Raw genomic sequence first — 20,453 nt, 5'->3', positions numbered from 1 at the left:
AGGCGCTTATTAAACGCATTCAATGCAAAAGCTAAAAATTATATATCAAAGCTGGTATCCACCAACAACTATAAACATAAAGCATTCAACATATTAATATGAAGGTTCTAAAATTCGGCGGCTCTTCTGTAGCAAATGCCGAAAACATACAGAAAGTAGTAGCCATTGTAAAAGGCAATACTGAGTCGCAAATCGTAGTCGTATCAGCATTAGGTGGCGTTACAGACCTGCTGATCAAAGCAGGCACACTGGCAGAACAAAGTGAGGAATTTTACAAAGAAGTTTTAAAGCAACTCGAAACCAAACACCTGGATACAGCGCGTGCCCTGTTGCCCGTTACACACCAAAGCAGTTGCCTGAGCATGATCAAACAACACTTCAATGAACTGGACGAAATTTGCAACAGTGTTTTCTACCTGAAAGAATTATCACTGCGTACAAAAGACCGTATTATCAGTTTCGGGGAAATGCTTTCTTCAAAAATCATTGCCGCCTACATGCAAAGCCTGGGCATTGCACATGAGTGGCTCGATTCAAGAAAGCTCATCAAAACCAACAGCAATTTTGGTTTTGCTGCGGTAAACTTTAGCATTACCAACGACAAAATTTCCTACGCTGTTTCTTCGTCCGGCAACCAGCTATTCCTGGCACCTGGCTTTATATCGAGCGATGAACAAGGCAATACAACCACGCTGGGGCGCGGGGGCTCAGATTACACTGCTGCAATTTTTGCTGCAGCGGTACACGCCACCTCACTTGAAATATGGACAGACGTTACAGGCATGATGACAGCCGATCCACGCTGGGTGCCCAACGCCAAAACCATTGCCGCCACTTCGTACCAGGAAGCAATGGAGTTATCGCATTTTGGTGCAAAAGTCATCTACCCGCCCACCATTCAGCCGGTCATGCAAAAAAATATTCCTACCTGGGTTAAAAATACCTTTGCGCCCAACGAAGCCGGCACAGTAATAGGCAGCAGTGCTGCTGCCGACGAAGCAGAAATCATCACAGGCATTTCAAGCATCAATGCCATAGCACTACTCAGCCTTGAAGGCAGCGGCATGGTTGGCATTCCGGGCTTCTCCAAAAGATTGTTTGAAGCCCTGGCTTCAGAAAAGATCAATGTCATTCTCATTACTCAAAGTTCTTCTGAACATTCGATCTGCGTAGCCGTAAACACCGCAGATAGTGACAAAGCAAAACTGGCTGTTGATAATGCTTTTGAAATTGAAATAGCACAGGGCAAATTAGATCCGCTTAAGGTGGAAAAAGACCTGTCCATTATAGCCCTTGTCGGCGATAAAATGCGCCACCACACAGGTATAGCTGGTCGCATGTTTGATGCACTTGGTAAAAACGGCGTAAACATCCGGGCCATTGCGCAAGGTTCTTCTGAAAGAAATATCTCGGCGGTTATAGCCGGCAATGATGTAAAAAAAGCTGTCAACGTTTTACACGAAGCATTCTTTGAAACCACTTACAAGCAGTTGAACATATTTATAATTGGTGCCGGCAATGTTGGCAGTAAACTGATAGACCAGGTTAAACAACAACAGCCTTTTTTACTGGAGCAGCTAAACCTGCAGGTGCGTGTTACAGGTATTTCAAACAGTAAAAAAATGTTGTTTGCAGAAAATGGTAATGCAATCGATCTGGCAAACTGGAAGGCTTCGCTGGATGCTGCTGACGCAATGGACTTGCAAGCATTCGTAACAACGGTTATTGAAAAAAATCTTCGCAACAGCGTTTTGGTAGACGTAACAGCCAACGCAGGTGTAGCTGCTGTTTACGGGTCTTTACTGGCTAAAACTGTTTCCGTGGTTGCATGCAACAAGATAGCTGCCTCATCTTCTTTCGAAAGCTACCTGAAACTTAAGTCACTTGCAAAAGAATACAACGCGTTATTCCTTTTTGAAACCAACGTAGGTGCAGGATTACCGGTTATCGGCACATTGAACGACCTGAGAAGAAGCGGCGATAAGGTAATCAAAATCCAGGCTGTTCTGTCGGGCACACTCAATTTTGTGTTCAATAACTACAACGGCACCAAACCTTTTACGGAAGTGGTAAGACAAGCGCAGGCAGAAGGTTATACCGAGCCTGACCCGCGGCTCGATCTTGGTGGCACAGACGTAATGCGTAAGATTATGATCCTGGCCCGTGAAGCAGGCGAACAAATTGAAATGGACGACATTACAAACAACGGCTTCTTACCGCAAAGTTGTTTTGAAGGAACAGTGGAAGATTTCTACTCAGAAATGGGCAGGCAGGAATCACATTTCAGGAAATTGTATGATGAGGCTGCAGCAAAAAACTGCAAGCTTAAATTTGTGGCACAATTTGAAAACGGGAAAGCTTCTGTTGGCCTGCAACACATCCCTGCTGACAGCGACTTTTATCATTTGTATGGCAAAGACAATATTGTACTCTTTTATACACAACGTTACCCCGAGCAACCCCTGGTTGTAAAGGGTGCAGGTGCCGGTGCAGATGTTACGGCCAGCGGTGTGTTTGCTGACATAATTAGAGTGGCAAGGGTGTAAATGCAATGAACAAACAATAACGAACAATGATCAGGAAAACAGTAAAGGCCTACCCCTGCGGAACAGTTGCCAATATGGTTTGCGGTTTTGATATACTCGGTTTTGCACTCAATGAACCGTGCGATGCATTTGAAGTGGAGATAACAGATGAACCAGGTGTGCATATCATTAATAACGACGATTATAACTTACCTACAGACCCGGAAAAAAATGTAAGCGGTGCAGCCATGCTGGCATTAATGGACGAAGCACCGGATGTAAAAGGTTTTATCATCCGGTCAACCAAGATTATAAAGCCCGGGAGTGGTATAGGCTCCAGTGCGGCAAGTGCAGCAGGCGTGGTAGTTGCTGCCAATCACCTGCTGGATAATCGTTTCAGCAAGGCAGACCTTGTTCGTTTTGCCATGTTTGGAGAAAAAGTGGCCAGCGGTGTAAAGCACGCAGATAATATTGCGCCATGTATCTACGGCGGTGTAACCTTGATACGTGCCATTCACCCGCTCGATATAGTGAGCATAGAAGCCCCGCCGCTGCACGTAACAGTGGTGCATCCGCAGATTGAAGTACGCACTGCAGATGCCAGGCAGATACTTAAACAACAGGTACTGTTAAAAGATGCCATTAAACAATGGGGAAATATTGCCGGGCTTGTTGCCGGTCTTATAAAAGGCGATTATGATCTTATCGGCCGCTCGCTGGAAGATGTGATCATTGAGCCCGTACGCAGCATTCTTATCCCTGGTTTTGATGAAGTAAAGAAACGAAGTAAAGATGCCGGTGCCCTCGGCGGGGGCATCAGTGGCAGCGGTCCGTCTATCTTTATGCTAAGCAAAGATGCCTCCACAGCACATGCTGTGGCCAAAGAAATGGAAGCTGTGTTTACGCGTATCGGCATCGATTATCATACGCATGTTACCACCATCAATCCGCATGGGGTAAAGCTGGAAGCTGTAGCAAACAATGCCTGAGGTTTCCATAACATGCGTATAAAGCAATAAAGATTTTTATGTACCGGGCTGCATTGCTGCTATTGGGCTTTGCTTGCGTCGCACACTTGTACAATACAGCATTACTCAGCAATGGCCACGTTCATAATAATACACAACCGTGCTTTTTGTGTAACAAAAATGGCCAGATGTGCATGGTTTTAAAAGTGCCGGTTATAAAGATGATGCTCAAGGAATTTCATCAAACCAACGTGGTGCATTAGAGGTAACCTGGCTGAACCGGAGGCTGATGCACAATGATCTGAAAGTACAAGTGAGTGACACAACAGGCGATGCCATGAAAAACAGTTGCCGGAAACATAATAATACATAGCAATGCATGTACAGCGCGTATCAATAGAATGATAACACAACATTGCCGGGAGCAATTTTATAAACAGTTTTTATACCGATGAATATTTATGATCTACTATAGCCTTAACCATCAATCTCCACGTGTATCGTTTGCAGAAGCCGCCGTAAAAGGACAGGCACCTGATAAGGGCTTGTATTTTCCTGAGCACATACCGGTGTTGCCAAAAGATTTTATACAACACTTAAAAAGCAAAAGCAAAGAAGACATAGGCTTTACGGTAATGAAGCCCTATGTAGGCGAAAGCATTCCGGATGATGTGCTGCAGCAGATTATTGCAGAAACGATCAACTTTGATTTTCCACTGGTACAAATTTCAGACAGTATATCGGCGCTTGAATTATTCCATGGGCCTACCCTTGCCTTTAAAGATGTTGGCGCCAGGTTTATGAGCCGTTGCCTGGGCTATTTCAACAGGCATAGCAAGACGCATACAACAGTGCTGGTAGCCACCAGCGGAGATACAGGCGGTGCCGTTGCCAACGGTTTTCTTGGTGTTGACGGTGTTGATGTAATCATACTTTACCCGTCAGGGAAAGTAAGCCCCGTGCAGGAACTACAGTTAACAACGCCGGGCCGCAATATTACGGCCATCGAAGTACAGGGTAATTTTGATGATTGCCAGGCAATCGTAAAACAGGCCTTTGCAGACGAAACACTGAATAAAAAATATGCCCTTACATCTGCCAATTCCATTAATGTGGCAAGATGGCTGCCACAGCAGCTATATTACTTTTATGCCTGCCAGCAGTGGCAGTTTGATGAACCACCGGTGATATGTGTACCGAGTGGCAACTTCGGAAATATTTGCGCAGGCATTGTGGCATATATGAGTGGTTTGCCTGTAAAACATTTTATTGCTGCCTGTAACGCTAACGACACTGTGCCGGCATTTTTACAAACCGGTGCATACAAAGCCAGGCAGGCAGTAGCCACCATATCCAATGCTATGGATGTGGGCAACCCCAGCAATTTTGTGCGTATTATGGAGTTGTTTCAACAAAAATTTGACGGGCTTAAAAGTATGCTTGGCAGTGTGAGCATAGATGATGAGACAACTAAAGCAACAATTAAAACGGTTAAGGAACAATTCAACTATTTATTAGACCCGCATGGCGCCGTGGCATATAAAGCACTGGCAGATTATTTAAGCGGTAATGAAAAAGGCTTTATACTTGAAACAGCGCATCCTGTAAAATTTCCGGAAACGGTTGAGGCTGTAACAGGAGAAACCATAAAAATACCTGAAAGCGTTCAGCACCTTTTAAGCAAGACTAAAAAAAGTGTTATGCTAACTTCATCATTCGAAGCATTCAAAGACTGGATGATGCGTTGATACCAGCAGTTAGCATTACCTTTTTATGAAACGTATTTTCTTAACCGTTCTTATAGTAAAACTCCAGGTTGCCCATGCGCAATCAGTGTACGACTCGTACATACAACAAAATGTAACGGAAACAGATTCTGTTGCAGCATTCCATGAGCTCGTAACACAACAGTTTGCACAGATCAACGACGCAAGACACCGGCAAAAGGATTTTACACCTTTACTTGCTGCCGGCGAAACAGTGCCTGCACTGATCAGTAACTGGAAGCATACGATCATGAGCATGAAAGACACGCTCGATTTTAATACGCTCACCATTATAAAATCTGAGGACAGGAATTTTTGCATGGTTTCATGGGATACGCGGCTTGGAGATACAAAGACCGATTATGCATCAGTGATACTATACCGCTATAACGACTCCATCTACGTTGTACCCAACAAACAGGAGTTTATTAAAAGCACACCTGAAAATCCCAAGATAAGATACACGGCTATCTATACACTCAAAACCAAAGACAAGATAATTTACCTGGCAAAAGGTTACGGCCAGGGCACCACCACAGAACCGTGGCAGGAAATAAAAGCTTTTTGTATTGAGCAGGATGTGTTGTCTACGCCAGCCATTTTACCGGGTAAACAGCATCGCCTTTTTGTAGCTGTTAATGCGACACAGTTAAGGGGAGCAAAAAAAATTCCGCCATTGTCTTACGACAGCACAACGATGTTACTTACCATACCCGGCACAGATAAAAAACATGTATTTACAGGTTCTTATACAACCTACCGTTTTTCAAACAACAACTTTAAAGAGGTAAAAGATAAAACGGTTAAATATGCCATTGTACCTTACTGAAATTTAATACCTGTGCGGTATTTTAGTCTTCCTGTTTTAACTGCATTTTCTTTTTTACCACATCGGCCGGGTATTTTAAAGCCAGCTTTCTGATATCAAAGCTGAATTCTGTAAAAGTTTCTTCCCACAACTTTGCCTCTTCTGCTGTATAGTCATAAAAACCTTTTGCATTGGCAACTCCTCTTCCACCCTGCCGCACAATACTTTCTATCATTGCAGGCACGGTGGTTTGGTTGTTAAGCGTGGGAAAAAGATCTTTCATTACATTGTAGTACGCAGGTACACCGGTAAGATCCATCCAGCGAAACACACCCACCAGGGTCATCCAATAGCCGGCATTGTTCCTGCAAGCCCGGTCTACATCTTCTATGCTTGCGTAACCATTTTCAACAAGATAAAATGCTTCACGGTACATGGCATACATTAGCCTGTTGGTTATAAATCCGCGGATGTCTTTTCTTACCAGTGTTGGTTCTTTTCCCCAGTAATGAGCAAGTTCATACAGGTATTCTGCGCAGGCTATATCGCTTTTATCACCACAGATAATTTCAAGAAAACGCGTGGTATGAGACGGTTCAGCCCAGTGCAAACCAGCAAAGCGTTGCGGGTGCCTGGTGAAGCTTTGCAAAATACTGATAGGTATGGCAGATGTATTGCTGGTTATAATGGTACTTTCATCTACCACGGCTTCTATCTTCCCGTAAACAGATTGTTTAATAGTAATGTCTTCTATGGTACATTCTATTACAATGTTGCATGGTTTCAAATCACTGTAATTGCTGGTTATCTGCAGCTGCGACAGGTATTTGGCGGGTTGTTCGCTTATAAGGCCTTCTTTATAAGAGCGCAGCAGGTGTTGCCGTATACGGTGTTCTGCATGCTCCAGGTCTGATGCAACCGGCGCCAAAGCCACCACGTGGTGGCCAGCCATTAACAAACAGGTTGTAATACTGCAACCCATTAACCCAAGCCCAACCACGCTTATGTTTATATCACCCGTTATCAGTTTATCCATTTATATAAGTTTATCAGCTGCTGTACACCGGTGAAGCTGCTGTTGCGTCGCACTCTTCAACTGCAACAACTGTATTGAGCAATGCGAAGTATAAAAGATGCTTTTGGAAAGCCTTTTTTTACTTCAATCATCCCGCATCAGCAATCAATAGGTAGCCCTTCCACCGGTAAGATCAAATGTAAAACCGGTGGTAAAAGAATTTTGCGGAGATACGATAAACATGGACATATCAGCAAATTCGTCGAGTGTTCCGCAGCGCTTCATGGGTATCTTATCTGTCATGTATTTTACCTGTGCTTCCGGCATCTGGTCTACGAGCGCTGTGCGTATAACTGCCGGCGCCAGTGCGTTTACGGTAATGCCGGTCTCAGCATATTCTTTGCCCTGCACTTTGGTCATGCCTATAACTGCGGCTTTGGATGCAGAATAGGCCAGCATGCCCGCATTGCCTTCTTTACCCGCTACCGATGCTATATGCAATATGCGGCCGTAATTGGCCTTCAGCATTATGCGCAGCACATGTTTGGAAGTAAAATAAGCACCCCAGTAATTAACCGCAAAGACAGCCGCTGCATTGGCAGTATCTGTTTCATGACTTTTAATATTGGTAACACCGGTTATACCGGCACAGTTAATCAAAATATCTATAGTACCATAATGCCCGTATACAGCTTCAACGGCCATTGCAACGGCTGTTTCATCTGTAACGTCAGTCTCGTACAACATTGCATGTTCCGTATTTACCAGCGCTTTTTTCAACAGTGAAATATCTTTATCAAACAACGCCAGCTTTACAGATTGTGATAACAGCTTTTGTGCAATGGCCAGGCCAAGCCCCGATGCAGCACCAGTGATCACAGCAACCTGGCCGCTGAACAATTCATTCATACAAACATTTCTTTACATCAATCTACGAATACGTTAAAATAAAAAACTCACACAATCGATTGTGTGAGTTTCAACTATTGTAAACAGGAATTATACTGAGTCGGAGGCCTTAACCGGATCGCTTCAGCCGGGCCTTGTACCGGACGTACAAGTGAGTGACACAACCAAAGCTTCATGCGTGTTCAACAGCCTGTTCAATCATGCCTTTTCCTACCTGATGAGTACCGTAGTGCCCTTGTAAAATACATCTGCACCATTGGCATCTTTATACTGCAGCATCCATACATATGTTCCTGTTGGCTGCGCCTGCCCGTTATAAGAGCCGTCCCATTTCTGCGTCCAGTCGCGGGTTAAAAATATTCGCTGCCCATATTTGTTGTACACGCTGAAGGTGAGATTGGTAGCCTTGTACGCATTTAAAGGATACAGGTAATCGTTTTTACCATCTGCATTCGGGGTAAAGGCAGTGGGCACTGCTATATGACAATTGCCTGCCACTTTAACGTATTGTACGGCTGTATCATAACAATTGCGATTGCTTTGAACGATCAGTTGTACCGGCACGAGTACCTCACGCTGTGTTGTATAATACGTCTGCGCCGGTGGCACACGCAGGTTGCTTACCCTGCCATTACCAAAGTTCCAGGACCAGGCGATAACATTACCCACACTGGTATCTTTAAATACGGCAATTTCATTGGGGCAATAAACGGATGGGCCGCTAAAACGTGCGTCAAGTTCATCTTGTGGCAAAGCAATAACCTGCTCAGATGAATCTGTACAAAACCCGTTTGTAACAGTCAGCTTAACGGTGGTAGAGCCAAAAGTGGTATAGGTTCTAACCGGGTTTTGCAGGTTGCTTGTAAACGTATTGTCAAACAGCCAGCTCCAGCTTGTAATGCTTGCGCCGCCGTTGTTAAAAAGACTCAATACATCACTGCCGCAGTTTTCTACAACATTATACGTGAAACCGGCAGACACGGTATCTTTTACTGTAAACGACTGATCGCCTTCCAGCACTTCTTCGCCACACTCGTCAATGGCTGTATTACCATCTGTGCCTTTACGCAATGCAATGGTATAAGTACCATCCAATACAATTGGCGCAGCCAGCTTAACGTTGATCAATCTTGAAAGCCCGTTGATGCACTCACCTTCTGCAGAAGCAATCTGAACAGGGTGCGGCCCTGTTATAACAAAGTCGCTGCCATTGGCTGCAATACTGCTACAACGAATATTTTTGAGAAAAGTAAATTGTAATTGACCGTGCGCGCATTGCACAGGTGTAAGGTCGCCGATTGGTATGGGTGCAATTTTGAATACTTCAAAACTTATCTCATCCCCTGCTAACAGGCCTCTGTCACAGTTATCGAGGATCGTATTTGCATCTGCACCAACCTGTACAGCCAGTTTATAAACTCCGGCGGTTAAAGGCCGGTCGAGCGTTACAACCAAAGAATCAAAATCAAAACTTTCTGAACATCCTACGGCAAAGGCTGATTTTACGTTAACACCCGGGATGTTCACCTTAAAATCGCTTCCATCTGTGGCTACAGAAGCACACTTCATTTTTTTATTGAGCTTCAATCTTATTTCAGATCCGTCGCAGCTTGATGTAGCCCTGCTTAAATCTGGTTCCACGGGGTCGGTTATATTGGCTGTGCCACCGGCAAACAAAAGATTATAACCTTTATCGCCCGGGCTGTACAGATTAAAATGACTGATCAGTAACAGGTATTGATGACCTTCCAAAATAGCAGGCATGGCACTGAACGTTGGATAAGCCGGACCGGCGCAGTTATTTACCCCGTTGCTGGTGCCGGAAGCACCGGTATTACCTGTATTACCACTCCAGTTGCTGGCAACGATCAGAGAGGCATCGCTGTAAACATCATCCGGGTCACGGCCTGTAACGTCAAATAACTGCCAGTCATAATCATCTGTAATGATCTCGGGTTCAATTAAAAAACCCAATGTGCCGGAAGCAAAACAGGTAAACTTGTACCAGAAAGGGTTCAGATCCTGCAAAAGGCCCTGGTCTGCACTGCAACGCTCCGCAGCCGGTACTGTACGGCCACCACAATTTGGCACAATGCTCTGGCTAAAGGTATTGGTACCACAAACCGGGAAAGCGGTAGACGGGTTTTGCCCCAGTGTAGTGCAGGTTTGCGCAAAAGCATCTTTGCCTGCAAGCAATACTGTTAACAACAACAACAGGTATGTAAATTTCTTAAAAGGCATAATACTGTTTGAAATGCCACCAAAACAAGCACCGGTGCGATGCGTATCATTTATAGCAGTTACGTAGCAGAGAGCAGTTTTGTTGGTTTATATTGTTACCGGCTTTTGTACAAGTGGCAGCTTTGTTGCGTCGCACTCTTGTACTGACGAATATATACTGGGCACCAGCGCGAACTTGCTGATCTGATCAATACCTTTTTCCGGCTTTTACATTTATTGATTATGCAGTATCGTGTTGCTGCCACAACGCCCTGGCGTACAAGTGAGTGACACAACAGGCGCCCCACAGTATTACCACAGCTTGTCTAATACTTTACTTAACGGGTACCATCTTGAGGCATACAGGCTGAGGCACATCAATCTTTGTATTTGCGTCCTGCAAAATGCCAAAGTTCTTGTTGATAATGAACACCTGGATATTGTTGGCATCCCTGTTTGCCACCAGCAAAAACCTTCCTGTAGGATCGATCATAAAATTACGTGGATGCGTACCTACTGCCTGGTGACCATTTTCGGCAAGTTTACCGTCTGTTGCCACTTTGAACATGGCTATATCATTAGCCGTGGCCCTGTTGCTCGTATATAAAAAGCGGCCGTCTGGTGAAAGATGTATGTCAGCACTTCCTTTGTCGGCTTTGGAACCGGTATTATCAGAAACTACTGTCTGGATTTCTTTAAGCGTTCCGTTGTTGTACTCATACACGATAATGTTGCCCGACAACTCATTGAGCAGGTAAGCAAATTTTCCATTTGGGTGGAAGGTAAAATGCCGTGGACCGCTGCCATCAGGAACCTCGTAGTAGGCAGGTTCCAATGCTGTTAACGGATTGGCTGCATCATTGGCATTGAATGCATACCTGTATAAACGGTCGTTACCAAGGTTGGCAACAAACAAAAATTTCTGATCCGGTGAAAGTACTACACTATGCGGATGCGGCATTTCCTGCCTTGCCACGTTTACACCATAACCATCGTGTGAGATGGTTTGCACCGCAGGCTGCAACGAACCATCTGCATTGGTTTTAAGCACTGCAATATTTCCACCGCTGTAATTTGCCACGATCACATTTTTACCGGTAGAATCTACGGTAACATAGCATGGATCATCTCCGCCTGTTGGTTGCTTATTAAGTAGCACCAGTTCACCCTTGGTTTTATCGAGGGCGAAAGCGCTTACTTCGCCACCTTTCTCGCCATGGTTTTCATTGACTGCATATACAAACTTCTGGTCTTTGGATATAGCGAGGTATGAGGGATTTTCAACGCCTTTCGCAGTGCTTACCAGCGAAGCTTCGTTCTTGTTTGGATTATAACGGTATACATAAATTCCCTGGCTTTTGCCATCGTTTGTGTAAGTGCCCACCAGCATATACTGTATTGGGTTTTGAGCAAAGCTTTTAAGTGCGAAAATAAGGCAGCATGCAAGCAGCATTTTTTTCATAAGGAATTTATTTTAATAGCTCCGAAGATAGCTTATATAGACAAATATTTCGTTAAGGTTTTGATAACGAATACCGCAAAGTAAAAAGCTCCTTTTACAGGAGCTTTTAATTATCTGATGATTACTGAATGTCTGAGTAAACAATGTGTAGCCGCATACGGTGCGCAGAGTGATTACCACCACCTAATCTTACCCGCCCGATGGCTGGGGTATTAAGCGGACCGGATGAAGTACCGGTATATGCTGTATAAATTGAACTTTCTGTCAGGTACACAAAATCATTCGATGGTGCATAAAGTATCAGCGGGAACGTGCTGTCGCCGCGGCTGATAACATTTTGCACATACCTGGATACATCGAAGGAATAGTAATAAATACTCTGCTGTGTAACAGGATCCGTTTTCTTGAGCGGGTAGCAACCAAATGTAGCCTGGTTAACAATTACACCATTTGAGATGGTAACATCATAAGGCAATGCAAATCTTGGTGTGCTGTCGCCCCCGTAACTGATTGGGGTAAGGAACAATGCCGGCGGGGTTAACCACCCATCTTCCACTGGGTTGCCCGGTACCTGTTCCATAATGATTTCTGCCCTGTGTATGATCCTGTTGCTTAAACCGGAAAGGCTATCCATCAGAAGCCTGGTATAAATGCCGGGATTGGCATCAACAAAAAGCAAACTGTCGCTTTTATCATTATTGGCAGGCAGGAATTTGGGGATGTCGGTGCCATTCCTGTCATGCTTAATGTTATTACTGCTGCCTGTTCTGTTAGAGTATTGATTGGTATTGAAATATTTTACCACTGTATCCCTGACACCGCCGGCAGTATCTCTTTTGAGGTAATTGTAGTAAATAGCCAGTTTGGTATTTGTATCGAGAATATTGATTCTTACCAAAGCGTTTCCTTTCTGGCTGGGTACAATTTGATAGCCTTTAAACGTCCGTTCAAAAAGTGAATCGTTATGGTATGCACCTGTTGAAGTAGTGTCGTAGTTTTTGAGTAATTCCAGGCCGTAAGATTTGTCCAACCTGATGCGAAGCTGGTTAATGGCTGCTTCATTCCGTGGATAAATGCTATCATTCAACTTTCTTATGTCAACGCTGGCTTCAGCAAAATTTTCGGTCAACTCGTCTCCCCGTGGCGTTTCATAATTTGTATCGTAAGTCGTGTCGGCCCTTAAAACATCTACAGACGGGTCATTGTTTTTGATCTTGTAAACACGCATACCAAGTTGCTGCGTGGTATCGCCCCATACACCACTATAACTTAAAACAAGGACTACTGAATCTATAAATAAACTGTCTTTGCTAACCGGGAATACTACAGGATATGATGCAGGCTTTAACTCAAGGTTTATGGAAGCCGTGGTTTTTCCGAAGATGCCATCATTTACATACCCAAGTGCATTAGGGATACCATAACCCACTTTTGTAATCGTATCTTTTATGTTTTTGGTAGAGATGGTAAGAAACATTTCTTTTGTATTCACCCCATCTATGGGTGGCAAAAGATCTCCGCCAATTTCTGTATTTACGATTTTGGTGCAGGAAAATATGGTAACGATGGCACACGCCAGTATAGCAAATAACGGGAGTAGTTTCTTCACAAAAGATAGATTAATAAATCAGTTACGGTTACTTAGACGCAAGCTCGTTATACAATTCTAAATACTCTGTTAAATCAGTGTCCCATCCACCGAATGGTAAAACCTTTTTGCCTTTTACTTTGGCGAATTCTTCTGCCAGTTTCTTGTCAACTTTTTCGGCACCAAAGGTTATTGCATCTGCATACGTTGCACCGCCACGGAAAAGCGCCGTATTGGTTGCATCTTTGAATACCTCGAGTTCTTTTTCTTTAATTACCGTGTTCATACCGGCTTTCTGGGCAAAAGAACTGCCGAGCTTTCCTTTGAATGTATTCTCGCCTATTGTGAAGATAATTTTGCTGTGGCTGAAAACGGGCTCTCTTTTATAGGCCGTTTTTATGTACATAGGTATCAGGCCTGTCATCCAGCCGCTGCAATGTATGATGTCTGGCGGCCAGCCAAATTTCTTAACTGTTTCCAATGCTCCTTTGCAAAAGAAAATGGTACGCAGATCATTATCATCAAACCATTTTTCTCCTTCGTCTTCAAATATCTGTTTACGCTTAAAGAAATCTTCATTGTCAAGAAAGTAAACCTGCAGACGTGCATTTGGCAATGAGGCTACTTTAATTTGTAGAGGGTAATCGTCGTTATCTACCGACACATTGATACCTGAAAGCCTGACCACTTCATGTAAACGATGCCTTCTTTCATTGATAACACCAAACCTGGGCATGATACACCTTACTTCCAGACCAGAGTCATTACTTTTTATTGCAAGTTTGTTCACTACCTCTGCAAATTCAGTAAGCTCCAGGTATGGAGACATTTCCGTTGCAATAAATAAAATTCTTTTCTTTGTTGACATTCGTGACCGATATTAGACGAAAATTTTTAAAAACAGGGTGGCAAAGGTAAGAAAATGCTTTTAATTCGCCTACTATACACAAACGTCAGTTCATTTCACCCCCGCTGCTATGATTTTATTTAAAAAAGAAAAGGATTTAAAGCCAGAACTGAAGCGACTTCAAAACCAGGGTAAGACCATCGCTTTTGCACCAACAATGGGCGCCCTGCACAACGGGCACCTGGAATTGATAAGAGCAGGCAAACTGGCCGGCCACACAACAGTGGTAAGTATTTTTATTAACCCAACCCAGTTCAACGATAAAAAAGACTTTGAAAAATACCCCGTAACAATAGAGCAGGATATAAAACTGCTTGTTGAATCGGGCACCGATATTTTATTCCTTCCTTCAGTTGCCGAAATGTACCCCGATGGCCTGGAAGCCTTGTCCCGCTATGATCTTGGCGACCTTGAAAATTTACTGGAGGGGCATTACCGCCCGGGCCATTTCCAGGGCGTTTGTAATGTAATGCACAGGCTGCTTAAAAAAATTGAGCCCCAACATTTATATATGGGTCAAAAAGACTACCAGCAATGTATGGTGGTGCAAAAACTCATTGCAGATTTTCAGTTACCGGTACAATTTCATGTAGTGCCTACTATACGCGAAGAAAGCGGGCTTGCTATGAGCAGCCGTAACACACGTTTGTCACAAAACGCAAGAGAAAACGCAGTTGCCATTTACCACGCTCACGTGTACGTAAAAAACAATTTGTTAAAACTTTCTTTGCGCGACTTAAAGGATAACGCCAAAAAGCAGTTAAAAGCCGCAGGTTTTACAGAAATTGATTACATAGAGATATGCGATGCCCACACATTGCAGCCCGTGCAGGCATACCACGAAGATCAGCAACTGGTAATATTAACCGCTGCCTTTACAGAAGGTGTAAGACTGATTGATAATATGTTGCTTAACTAAAAGAAGTACCTAAATTTGCGCCGCTATGCAAATAGAAATACTTAAATCAAAAGTGCACAGGGCAACCATTACCGAAGCCAACCTTAACTATGTTGGCAGCCTGACACTTGACGAAGACCTGATGGCCGGCGCGAACCTTATTGAAAATGAAAAAGTGCAGGTTGTAAACGTTAACAATGGCTCCCGCCTGGAAACTTACATTATAAAAGGTAAACGCGGCAGCGGAACAGTTTGCTTAAACGGCCCCGCAGCAAGACAGGGTGCTGTTGGCGATATAGTTATCATTATCTCGTATGCCACCATGGATTTTGAAGCAGCAAAAACCTTCAAACCTTCCATCGTTTTTCCAAAAGAAGGTAACAAGCTCTAGACCTCTCTTTCCGGCACACCACTCCCAATAAATATCGTGTTGAAAAACGCAGGATGATCATTTGCAGATCAGCTGATATTTTCATAGCATCGGCTGTTGTGTCACTCACTTGTACGTACCGTTGTTATGGCGGCCGCAGCGTTCCGGCTATGTAGCAAACGTTTACTACGCATCTGCAGAATACATGCACGTAAGTCTGCAAAAAACAGGCAAGATAAACCCGGCGTGTTTTACCGGTAAGAAAAAGCTGATGCCGGTTGCACATGTTGAAGCATATTGCCACAGCACAAGAGTGCGACGCAACAGGTGCTCAATAGCAGCAATGCAGTTTGGTACAAAAAAATAAATGACCTAAGTTAGTAACCGGTATGAAAAATATTACAAGCATAGAACAGAAGATTTTTTCCAGGACTACTTTACAACATTTTTTGGCGGCCAAAAGAGTTACCGGTAATACGGTTGCCTTCAGCAATGGTTGTTTCGACATTTTGCATGAAGGACATATCTTTTCACTATCGCAGGCAGCGAAAGAAGCAGACATGCTTATTGTAGGTGTAAACAGTGATGCAAGTACCAAACGTTTAAAAGGCCCGGAACGACCCATTAACAATGAACACTCAAGAGCCTTGCTACTTGCTGCACTTGTAATTGTAGACGCCGTAGTAATATTTGAGGAAGACACGCCGCTTGAACTGATTAAACTGGTAATGCCTGATGTACTGGTTAAAGGTGGCGATTATACATTAGAACAAATTGTGGGCGCTAAAGAGGTAATGGCAAACGGCGGCCGTGTAGTGATAAACCCAATTGTGGAAGGCTTTTCAACCACCGGTATGATACAGAAAATAAGAACCCTGTAATACAAAAAACTTAACATTCACTCTTGGCACCCTTGTATAAATTTGATTAATCGCAATACCTGAATATGAAGAATATTATAGCAAGGGATATTAGCTGGCTCAGTTTTAATGCAAGGGTTTTACAGGAAGCAAATGATATATCTGTACCACTGAAAGAAAGGATAAGATTCCTGGGTATTTTCTCCAATAATCTGGATGAGTTTTTTCGCGTACGTGTAGCCACGCTTAAACGCATGATACAACTTGGCGGAAAGAAAGGCAATATGCACCTGGAAGAAAAACCGCAACAGATCTTAGACCAGATACAGACGATTGTTTTGGAGCAGCAAAGCGAATTCAACAGGATATGGGACAACATACTTGCCGAACTGAATAAAGAAAAGATCTTCCTGGTTACAGAAACACAGTTAAAAAAAGACCAGAAGGCATTTGTAAAAAAATTCTTTGAAGAAGAAGTGCGTTCCAACATTATACCACTGATGGTGGAGAGCCTGCCCCAGATGCCCTACCTGCGCGAAAAAAGTATTTACCTCGGTGTTGTAATGCACAAAAGAGATTCTGCGTATGAGCGTAAATATGCATTGATAGAAGTACCCAGTAAAATAGTCGGGCGTTTTGTGTTGCTGCCTTCTTCCGGCGATGATCAGCAAATCATTTTACTGGAAGATGTTATCAGGTTTAACCTGCCTTATATCTTTTCTTACTTCGGCTACGACCATTTTAGCTCACACATTTTTAAAGTAACAAAAGATGCGGAAATAGATATTGACAACGATGTTACCACAACATTTGTACAAAAGATAGAACATGGTTTGAAGAACCGCAGAAAGGGCAAACCGGTTCGTTTTACGTACGACAAAGAAATGGATGCGGGCCTGCTTGAATATCTGATGAAAAGATTGAATCTTTCCAGGAAAGACAATATTATACCCGGCGGACGTATCCATAACTTCAGGCATTTCATGGATTTCCCGGATGTATTCAGGACAAAAAATGCCAGGCGAAATTCATTCACCCATCCGGCATTGCAAAACACCATGCGTGTAACGGATATCATTATTCAGCAGGATGTAATGCTGCATTTTCCTTACCATTCCTTTAATTCTGTAATAGATCTGTTGCGCGAGTCTGCCATTGACCCCGAAGTTACTACCATCAAGATCACCGCATACAGGCTGGCCTCCAATTCCAAGGTTATCAACGCACTTATCAATGCTGTAAGAAACGGCAAAGAGGTTATTGTAATGCTGGAATTAAGGGCAAGATTTGATGAAGAGGCCAACCTGGAATGGAAAGAAATACTCGAACTCGAAGGCGTGAAAGTGTTGATTGGATCGCCTAATATGAAGGTGCACGCAAAACTTTGCCTTATAAAACGCAGAACCGGCAAGAAGACCGTTCAGTATGGCTTTGTAAGTACCGGCAACCTCAACGAAAAAACGGCCAGGATATATGGCGATCATTGTTTGCTTACCAGCAACCGCAATATTATGGCAGACATCAACCGCATTTTTCGTTTTATTGAAAATCCCAAGACCGGTATCAATCACCTGAAAGCCTGTAAGACATTGATGGTTTGCCCCACCGGCATGCGCAGGCAATTGCTGCAGCTCATTAATACAGAAATAAAACATGCCCGTGCAAAAAAGCCGGCCATTATAACAGCGAAGCTTAATTCATTAAGCGATGTACAGCTTATTCAGAAACTGTACGATGCAGCGGCCACGGGCGTAACTGTAAACCTGGTGGTACGTGGTATATTCTGTGCCCAAACAGCCCAGAAACGACTCAAGAACAGGATGCATGCCATTAGCATCGTGGACGAATACCTGGAGCACGCAAGGGTGCTGATCTTCCACAACAATGGAAAAGAAAAGGTATTTATCTCTTCTGCTGACTGGATGGTACGTAACCTCGACCACCGTGTGGAAGCCGCCGCGGTAATTACCGACGAAAGCATTAAAAAAGAACTGATGGACATTATCCACATTCAATTAAGAGATAACGTAAAAGCAAGAGTGCTCGACAGCCATCTTGAAAATAACTATGTATCTTCCGCAGGCAAAAAGAAAGTACGTTCCCAGATAGAAACGTTCCACTATTTGTATAACAAAGTTCCCAAACAGGTTGACGCAAAGAATGCGTGATATTTACTGCACCATTTTTGATATTCTTTGCCAGACGTTGTAATTAAAACAGTAAAAATTGAAGCTAGCAGCAATTGATATCGGGAGTAATGCAGCACGTTTATTAATTTCTGAAGTAGCCGGGAACAAAGATGGGACTGTTTCTTTCAACAAGCTGAATCTTGTGCGTGTGCCGCTGCGCCTCGGTTTCGACGTGTTTGACAAAGGTGAAATCTCCAGGCAAAAAGTAGGCATGATCATCCAGACGCTGAAAGCATACAGCCATTTGCTGAATGTATACGGCGTGCAGCATTTAAAAGCCTGCGCCACCAGTGCCATGAGAGATGCGCGCAACAGCAACGATATCATCAGGAAGGTTAAGCTTGAAACAGGTATAGAGATCAGTATTATAACCGGAGACGACGAAGCCTCTTACATATACGAAAATCATATTGCTGAAAATCTTTCCAAGGAACACGCTTATTTATACATTGATGTTGGCGGTGGAAGTACCGAGCTTACTTTTTTTGCTGACGGCAAACTGCGCTACAAAGAATCGTTTAACATTGGTACCATAAGACTGCTGAAAAATATGGTAACGGATGCGCATTGGGACAATATGCGCGACCATATCAAAAACAACACGAAAAGTAAGTGGCCAATGATCGCAATTGGCTCAGGAGGAAATATCAACAAAGTTTTTTCCATCAGTAAAAAGAAAGATGGCAAACCTTTATCGCTCGACCTGCTGAAAGATTATTATAAAGAACTTTCCAGTGTGTCGCTGGAAGATCGCATTAAAGTGTATAAACTCAGGGAAGACCGCGCCGACGTAATTGTACCCGCGCTGCAGATTTATATCAATGTAATGCGCTGGGCAGATATCTCCGAGATCTACGTACCCAAGATAGGCCTTGCAGATGGCCTTATCCAGAGCCTGTATGAAGAAGTAAGCAAACAATAAATCTTTCCGCTACCGCGTAAGTTGAATTATACTTTATTTATCCTTTGCCTGTAAACATTTTTTTAAGGCATTGCCCCTTCTCCCCTTAACCTTTTCCCTTGTGCGCCATGCCTTGTTCCTTTTCAATAATTTCCCCATCTTTGCGGCGACATCTGGATATGTTTTATTCTAAAGCAGGGATATATTCAGTCTTCACTCAAACTCAAAATTCATTCAGATGTCAGCAGCCGCCAGGGAAGTAAAAAAAGTTACCACCAACACCTTATTAAAAATGAAAGCCAACGGAGAAAAGATCTCCATGCTCACGGCTTACGATTTTTCCTTTGCAAAGATTATTGACAATGCAGGTATAGATATCATTCTTGTTGGCGACAGTGCCAGCAATGTAATGGCCGGTCACGAAACCACGCTGCCCATTACACTCGACCAGATGATCTACCATGCACAAAGTGTAATGAGAGGTGTTAACCGTTGCCTTGTTGTGGTTGATCTTCCCTTCGGCTCTTACCAGTCAAACTCAGAAATAGCCCTTGCTTCTGCTGTGCGTATTATGAAAGAAACAAGTGCGCATGCCATAAAACTTGAAGGCGGCGAAGAAGTGGTGGAAAGCATTAAAAAAATAGTATCTGCCGGCGTACCGGTAATGGGGCACCTTGGTTTAACGCCGCAGAGCATTTATAAATTTGGTACGTACAATGTAAGGGCAAAAGAACAGGAAGAAGCAGATAAACTACGCCGGGATGCGCTCTTATTGCAGGAAGCAGGCTGCTTCGGTATTGTGCTGGAAAAAATACCAGCTTCACTGGCCAGGGAAGTAAGCGAAAGCCTCACCATACCTACCATTGGTATTGGTGCCGGTCGTGCGTGCGACGGGCAGGTATTGGTTATGCACGATATGCTGGGTATTAATACAGAATTCAAACCGCGGTTCTTACGCCAGTACCTCAACCTGTACGAACAGATAACCCAGGCAGTTGCCCATTATATAGATGATGTAAAAAGCACAGATTTCCCCAATGAGCAGGAACAGTATTAACAGCTGTTGC

At 43.6% G+C, this 20,453-nt stretch carries 16 protein-coding genes; 10 read left to right on the top strand and 6 right to left on the bottom strand.

The window, feature by feature from the left end:
* Positions 1-98 precede the first annotated feature (98 nt).
* The 4 genes from thrA (at position 99) to I5907_RS14370 (ending at position 6,088) form a co-directional block, all read left to right on the top strand.
* Positions 99-2,546, top strand: a complete 2,448-nt coding sequence (gene thrA / locus I5907_RS14385; RefSeq protein WP_196991509.1) for a bifunctional aspartate kinase/homoserine dehydrogenase I — start codon at positions 99-101, stop codon at positions 2,544-2,546.
* Positions 2,547-2,572: 26 nt separating this feature from the next.
* Complete coding sequence (locus I5907_RS14380; protein WP_196991508.1) at positions 2,573-3,514, top strand: homoserine kinase; 942 nt, start codon at positions 2,573-2,575, stop codon at positions 3,512-3,514.
* Positions 3,515-3,954: 440 nt separating this feature from the next.
* Positions 3,955-5,241: a threonine synthase gene (gene thrC / locus I5907_RS14375; protein WP_196991507.1), complete on the top strand. Its 1,287-nt coding sequence runs from the start codon at positions 3,955-3,957 to the stop codon at positions 5,239-5,241.
* A gap of 25 nt (positions 5,242-5,266) precedes the next feature.
* Entirely contained in the window at positions 5,267-6,088 is an 822-nt protein-coding gene (locus I5907_RS14370; RefSeq protein WP_196991506.1) for a hypothetical protein, read from the top strand.
* Positions 6,089-6,110: 22 nt separating this feature from the next.
* Here the strand turns inward: I5907_RS14370 and I5907_RS14365 are convergent, their stop codons facing one another.
* The 6 genes from I5907_RS14365 to I5907_RS14340 form a co-directional block, all read right to left on the bottom strand.
* The gene (locus tag I5907_RS14365; protein ID WP_196991505.1) at positions 6,111-7,103 is read right to left on the bottom strand and encodes a 3-hydroxyacyl-CoA dehydrogenase family protein; all 993 of its coding nucleotides are present in this window, start codon (positions 7,101-7,103) and stop codon (positions 6,111-6,113) included.
* 144 nt (positions 7,104-7,247) lie between these two features.
* The gene (locus I5907_RS14360) at positions 7,248-7,991 is read right to left on the bottom strand and encodes an SDR family NAD(P)-dependent oxidoreductase (protein WP_196991504.1); all 744 of its coding nucleotides are present in this window, start codon (positions 7,989-7,991) and stop codon (positions 7,248-7,250) included.
* Positions 7,992-8,201: 210 nt separating this feature from the next.
* Positions 8,202-10,232: a T9SS type B sorting domain-containing protein gene (locus I5907_RS14355; RefSeq protein ID WP_196991503.1), complete on the bottom strand. Its 2,031-nt coding sequence runs from the start codon at positions 10,230-10,232 to the stop codon at positions 8,202-8,204.
* Positions 10,233-10,545: 313 nt separating this feature from the next.
* Complete coding sequence (locus I5907_RS14350; protein WP_196991502.1) at positions 10,546-11,673, bottom strand: lactonase family protein; 1,128 nt, start codon at positions 11,671-11,673, stop codon at positions 10,546-10,548.
* 121 nt (positions 11,674-11,794) lie between these two features.
* On the bottom strand, positions 11,795-13,282 hold the full coding sequence (locus I5907_RS14345) for a DUF4270 family protein (RefSeq protein WP_196991501.1): 1,488 nt from the start codon (positions 13,280-13,282) through the stop codon (positions 11,795-11,797).
* A 28-nt stretch (positions 13,283-13,310) separates the two neighbouring features.
* A complete protein-coding gene (locus I5907_RS14340) occupies positions 13,311-14,129 on the bottom strand; it encodes a glycogen/starch synthase (RefSeq protein ID WP_196991500.1) in 819 nt (272 codons plus the stop codon).
* Positions 14,130-14,238: 109 nt separating this feature from the next.
* Between I5907_RS14340 and panC the strand changes: the two genes are divergently transcribed.
* The 6 genes from panC to panB all read left to right on the top strand — a co-directional run bounded on the left by panC (position 14,239) and on the right by panB (position 20,443).
* A complete protein-coding gene (gene panC, locus I5907_RS14335; protein ID WP_196991499.1) occupies positions 14,239-15,087 on the top strand; it encodes a pantoate--beta-alanine ligase in 849 nt (282 codons plus the stop codon).
* Positions 15,088-15,112: 25 nt separating this feature from the next.
* Complete coding sequence (panD, locus tag I5907_RS14330; protein ID WP_196991498.1) at positions 15,113-15,457, top strand: aspartate 1-decarboxylase; 345 nt, start codon at positions 15,113-15,115, stop codon at positions 15,455-15,457.
* 368 nt (positions 15,458-15,825) lie between these two features.
* On the top strand, positions 15,826-16,317 hold the full coding sequence (gene rfaE2 / locus I5907_RS14325) for a D-glycero-beta-D-manno-heptose 1-phosphate adenylyltransferase (protein ID WP_196991497.1): 492 nt from the start codon (positions 15,826-15,828) through the stop codon (positions 16,315-16,317).
* Positions 16,318-16,382: 65 nt separating this feature from the next.
* Entirely contained in the window at positions 16,383-18,464 is a 2,082-nt protein-coding gene (gene ppk1, locus I5907_RS14320) for a polyphosphate kinase 1 (RefSeq protein ID WP_196991496.1), read from the top strand.
* A 58-nt stretch (positions 18,465-18,522) separates the two neighbouring features.
* Complete coding sequence (locus tag I5907_RS14315) at positions 18,523-19,407, top strand: Ppx/GppA phosphatase family protein (protein WP_196991495.1); 885 nt, start codon at positions 18,523-18,525, stop codon at positions 19,405-19,407.
* A gap of 217 nt (positions 19,408-19,624) precedes the next feature.
* Positions 19,625-20,443, top strand: a complete 819-nt coding sequence (gene panB, locus I5907_RS14310; RefSeq protein ID WP_196991494.1) for a 3-methyl-2-oxobutanoate hydroxymethyltransferase — start codon at positions 19,625-19,627, stop codon at positions 20,441-20,443.
* Positions 20,444-20,453: the final 10 nt, after the last annotated feature.

Source organism: Panacibacter microcysteis (assembly GCF_015831355.1).
Lineage (GTDB): Bacteria > Bacteroidota > Bacteroidia > Chitinophagales > Chitinophagaceae > Panacibacter > Panacibacter microcysteis.
This window is presented reverse-complemented; position numbering and strand designations above follow the sequence as displayed.